Source organism: Pedobacter sp. UBA5917, assembly GCF_002432345.1.
In the GTDB taxonomy this organism is placed as follows: Bacteria; Bacteroidota; Bacteroidia; order Sphingobacteriales; family Sphingobacteriaceae; genus Pedobacter.
The window spans coordinates 1-4779 of record NZ_DJDT01000257.1; the positions used below are offsets into that span (position 1 = coordinate 1).

2 protein-coding genes are annotated in these 4779 nt (G+C 38.2%); one reads left to right on the forward strand and one right to left on the reverse strand.

What is annotated here, in order from left to right; genetic code table 11:
- The coding region (locus B2V92_RS17125; protein ID WP_293310380.1) for a PhoH family protein at window positions 1-1350 on the reverse strand (1350 nt) is incomplete at its 3' end.
- Between the two features lie 856 nt (window positions 1351-2206).
- Between B2V92_RS17125 and B2V92_RS17130 the strand changes: the two genes are divergently transcribed.
- Window positions 2207-4366, forward strand: a complete 2160-nt coding sequence (locus B2V92_RS17130) for an FUSC family protein (protein WP_293310382.1) — start codon at window positions 2207-2209, stop codon at window positions 4364-4366.
- Window positions 4367-4779 lie beyond the last annotated feature (413 nt).

The following is a 4779-nucleotide window of genomic DNA, read 5'->3' on the forward strand; positions in this document are numbered from 1 at the left end:
CAACAACTCATTAGCCAAATTGGCCAGCTCACTCCGCTCCCCTTTTTGAAGGGTAATGTGTGCGTATAATGGATGATTTTTAGCGTTTTCAATTAAATACGACAATCCGTTACTTTCTGAATCGAGGTATGGGGTATCGATCTGATAAATATCGCCTGTAAATACAATTTTGGTATGCTCTCCTGCCCTCGAAATAATGGTTTTAACTTCATGCGGCGTAAGGTTCTGTGCTTCATCAATGATAAAGAAAATCTTGGTCAGGGTTCTGCCGCGTATAAAGGCCAGTGGTGCAATGGCAATTTTTTCGGTATTGATCAGCTCATCAATTTTTTCCGACATTTTATCATCGCCGATAAACTGTTCTTTGATAAAGCGGAGGTTATCCCATATTGGGGCCATAAATGGGTCCGTTTTTGATTTCGCATCCCCCGGAAGGAAACCGATATCTTTATTACTTAACGAAACGATCGGCCGGGTTACATAAATCTGCCTGAAGTTTTTGCGCTGCTCCAAAGCACTGGCCACGGCCAATAACGTTTTTCCTGTTCCAGCGTTACCCTGTATGCTCACCAGCTTAATTTCTGAATCCAAAAGTGCATGGATGGCAAAGGCTTGTTCGATGTTTTTGGGTTTGATCTTAAAAATAGCATCTGTAGAAACCGCCGAAATGGTTTTTAAACTATTGTTGTAAAATACGTTGGCAGTTTTCCTTTTATTTTTAAGAATATAAAAATGGTTGCCGTTTTTTGGTGGCAAACCTAATTCAGTTGCATCAATAAAAGCCTCTTTCTTTACTTCATCGATAATTTCTACAGGGAAATTCGTTAGTTCGGTTTTACCAGCGTAAAGTTCGTCTACGTTTTTAATTTTACCGGTTTCGTAATCTTCGGCGTTTAAATTAAGTGCCTTGGCCTTTAACCGCAAGCAGATATCTTTTGAAACCAGCACTACTTTTTTATCGGGATGCGCCTCTTTTAAACTTAATGCGGCATTTAAAATTTTGTGATCGGTTTTACCTTTCCCATAAACTTCTTCTGCATCAACGGTTAAGGGCTTTTCGTTCAATACTACTTTGAATTTGCCCGAATCAGGACTTTTTAACGAAATCCAATCGCTAATGAGCTTTTGTTTAGAGGTTTCATCAATCAGGCGGATAAAACTTCTGGCCTCAAAGTTCCGCGTATCATTACCGCTTTTAAAATTATCTAATTCTTCCAGAACCTGAATAGGAATAGCTACATCATGTTCGTGGAAGTTATTTACCGCATCATGGTCGTATAAAATAACCGAGGTATCTAAAACGAATATCTTTTTTGACGGACTGGAAATTGATTTACCTTTTTTGGCCATTTGGTAAATTTAATATTTTAGGGATAAAATAAGGCAAATTCCTTTGAGGATATTTCTTCAATGTTTAGTAATTTGTTCTATTATTTGATGCGATCGTCATGCTGTCCCGAATGTTCGGGATCAGCATCTTTCATGTTCTATAGACCCTGAAATAAATTCAGGGTGACGGCACCTGGAGGCAAAATAAAAACGGGGACTGTCTTCTTTCGATTAAGTTCCCCGTTTTAACTTTAAAAACAACCGTAATTGTATTTTAAAGCATCTAATTCTTGTTACTTTGATTTTTCCGTTTTCGTTAGGTTTTGCAACTTTTGCGATCCGTGAAAATTTATTTCCAACTCGTCCATCCGTAAACTTCTTAGTTTTCCATAAGCTCTGTTTGGGCCTGTTCGATTTTCTTATCCTCCAACCTTGCGGTGGTAATGTATATTCTTACTTGGTTTAACCCTTTCTGAAATCAATCGTTTTCCCTGTAAACAATCCGAAATAATTTCCCTTTCGGTTCTTTATTTCTTTTGGCTTGTTCTGTCAGAATTCAAAGTACTTCGTATTTGATATGATCTAATTTAGTGCGAAAAGCTTTATTTGTCAAGAGAAAAGTATGTGTTTTTATGAACATAGTTATTAACTTAAAAATGCTGTTTGTCAACATGTTGTGATTTTTAAAATTGCCTTTCATATCTCCCATTCGATGTTTTGGTGGAGGTTATTAACAATAGCTGCTAAATTACTTATGAACATTTGTTATCGCTTTGTCAATCAGTCACTTAATCTTTTTCTGCTTAAAAGTTTCAAAAAAGCAAAAAACTTAATTTTAATCACAACAAAAATTTCGCTATTATGTTATTTTTGTAACATGCAGATCAGGCAACCCATTAGAAATATACAGGACTTTTTATTGAGTACGTATTTTGCCGACGGTCTCCGTATTACTATTGGTGTGCTGCTCCCCTCTTTAATCCTTGCCCAGTTTGGTATGTTAAAGTATGGAATGACCTTATCGCTGGGGGCATTGTGTGTGAGTGTGGTGGATAGTCCGGGACCTATGGTTCACCGGAGAAATGCCATGCTGATTACCACGGCCTTAATCTTTACCTTTTCCATCATTACCGGTTTAACCAATAAAAACCATTTTTTTATCGGTTTTTTACTGGGCATATCAAGCTTTGTTTTTTCGATGTTCTACATCTATGGCCTTAGGGCGGCATCCGTAGGAACGGCCGTGCTACTGATTATGGTATTGAGTATTGATGATGTTAGGCCCTGGCAGGAAGTGTTGTTATATGCCGTAATGGTACTGGCGGGTAGTCTTTGGTACACGGGTTTGAGCTATTTTGTTTACCGTTTACGTCCCTTCCGTCTTGTACAGCAATCATTAAGTGATTCGATTATTGAGGTTGCAGAATTTTTGCGCGAGAAGGCCAAATTTTACCATCAGAACAATAATTACGATAAAACCTATTCCGATCTGTTACAGCTCCAGGTTTCTGTGCACGAAAAGCAGGACGCAGTACGGGAATTACTTTTCAGAACACGCGAAATTGTAAGGGATTCGACACCGGAGGGCCGTTTCCTTTTACTTGTTTTTGTAGATATGGTCGACCTCTTTGAACAGGTAATGTCTACCTATTACAATTATCAGCAGCTGCATGATCAGTTTGATAAAGCGGGGATATTATCGGATTATGAAATGGCCATCAAACGGATTTCTTATGCGTTGGACGATATTGCTTTTGGTTTAAAAAGTGGTAGAACGCCTGTAATTTCGAAACGTTTGCTGATTGAAATTGAACGTTTGAAGATCAAAATCAACAACCTGGAGAAAAACAACCAAAACCAGGAGTATAATACCCTGGGGATTATTGCGTTGAAGAATATCGAAGTTAATATCGAGAACATTTTGGCCCGGGTGAAAACCATTTTCAGTTATTTTAAGGTAAGGAATAGCAAGGACATCCGTCAGGCAGAAGTGGATACCGAAAAGTTTATTACCAGACAGAAATTTGATTTTAAACTCTTTACCGAGAATTTAACTTACAGCTCCTCTACTTTCAGGCATTCGCTAAGGGTTACGGTTGTTATGCTTTTGGGCTTTGTGGTATCCCAGCTGCTTAATTTTTCGCATAGTTACTGGATTTTGCTCACCATTCTGGTCATCTCAAAGCCCGGTTTTAGTTTAACAAAAGAGCGTAACTATCAACGTTTAATCGGTACTACTATTGGCGCGTTTATCGGTATGGGCGTGGTAACTTATATCCACGACAAAAATACACTGTTTATAATCCTGTTGATCTGCATGATCGGCTGTTATAGTTTCCAGCGGAAAAATTATGTGGTAAGCGTACTTTTTATGACGCCCTACATCCTGATCCTGTTTGATTTTTTAGGTATGGGATCAATCGCACTGGCACGCGAAAGGATTTATGATACCTTTATCGGTTCAGGGATTGCTTTGCTGGCCAGTTATTCCCTATTCCCAACCTGGGAGCATGAAAAACTGAAAGAAGCTATGCTCGATATCCTGAAGGCAAATAAGGCATACTACGAGCAGGTAACGAAACTATATTTCGAAAAAAACTATAACCGTACCGAATATAAACTTGCCCGAAAAGAGGTTTATGTAAGTACCGCAAATTTGGCGTCTTTATTCCAACGGATGTTCTCCGAGCCAAAAAGTAAACAGTTATTTATTAAAGAAGTGCATCAGTTTACGGCATTAAGCCATTTATTATCTTCGTATGTGGCCACGCTTTCGCTGTATAATAAAGAACATGAGTTTATTTTTGAAAGTTTTGATGGTTTAAAGCCGATTGCGAATAACACCAATTACCTTTTGGATACTGCTATTGAAAATCTGGTGCAGGGAACAAGTACTATAGATAATGTTCCGTTGATCAGACTGAATGATACCGGATTGGCTATTAAAAAAGGCGAAGATCTGATACCTGAGCAATTTGATCTGATCCAGAAAGTAGCTTATGATATTTATAAGTTATCGGTGAAGATTAAGCTATAGCACTATTTGTCATCACTAGAGTGGTCGTCATCCTGAATTTATTTCAGGATCTTTGAATTTTTTAGCATGATGGATCCTGAAACAAGTTCAGGATGACGGATGGAATAAGTAATCCGTATTTTAAACTTAGATTTCCGTGTTTTCCGTGCCTCCGTGGCAAAATAAGTATGAATAGGTCTTAGCGGGAGGCTAAGGCCAGTATTAGCATGATGGATCCTGAAACAAGTTCAGGATGACGAATTGAGTGAATTCATATCTAGAAAAACGTCATCCTGAATCCATTTCAGGATCTCTTATAACATTAACTTTTCCGTATCTCTTGTGGCTAAAAATAGTGATCGAAAGGTCTCAACGGGACATTAAAATGAGTATAGTGATTCATCTTGAGGTAGATCTCTCCACTCCACTGCGTT

Bases quoted from the DNA above. Each gene is read 5' to 3' on its own strand.
- B2V92_RS17130 (WP_293310382.1), top strand. From the start codon at position 2,207: ATGCAGATCAGGCAACCCATTAGAAATATACAGGACTTTTTATTGAGT.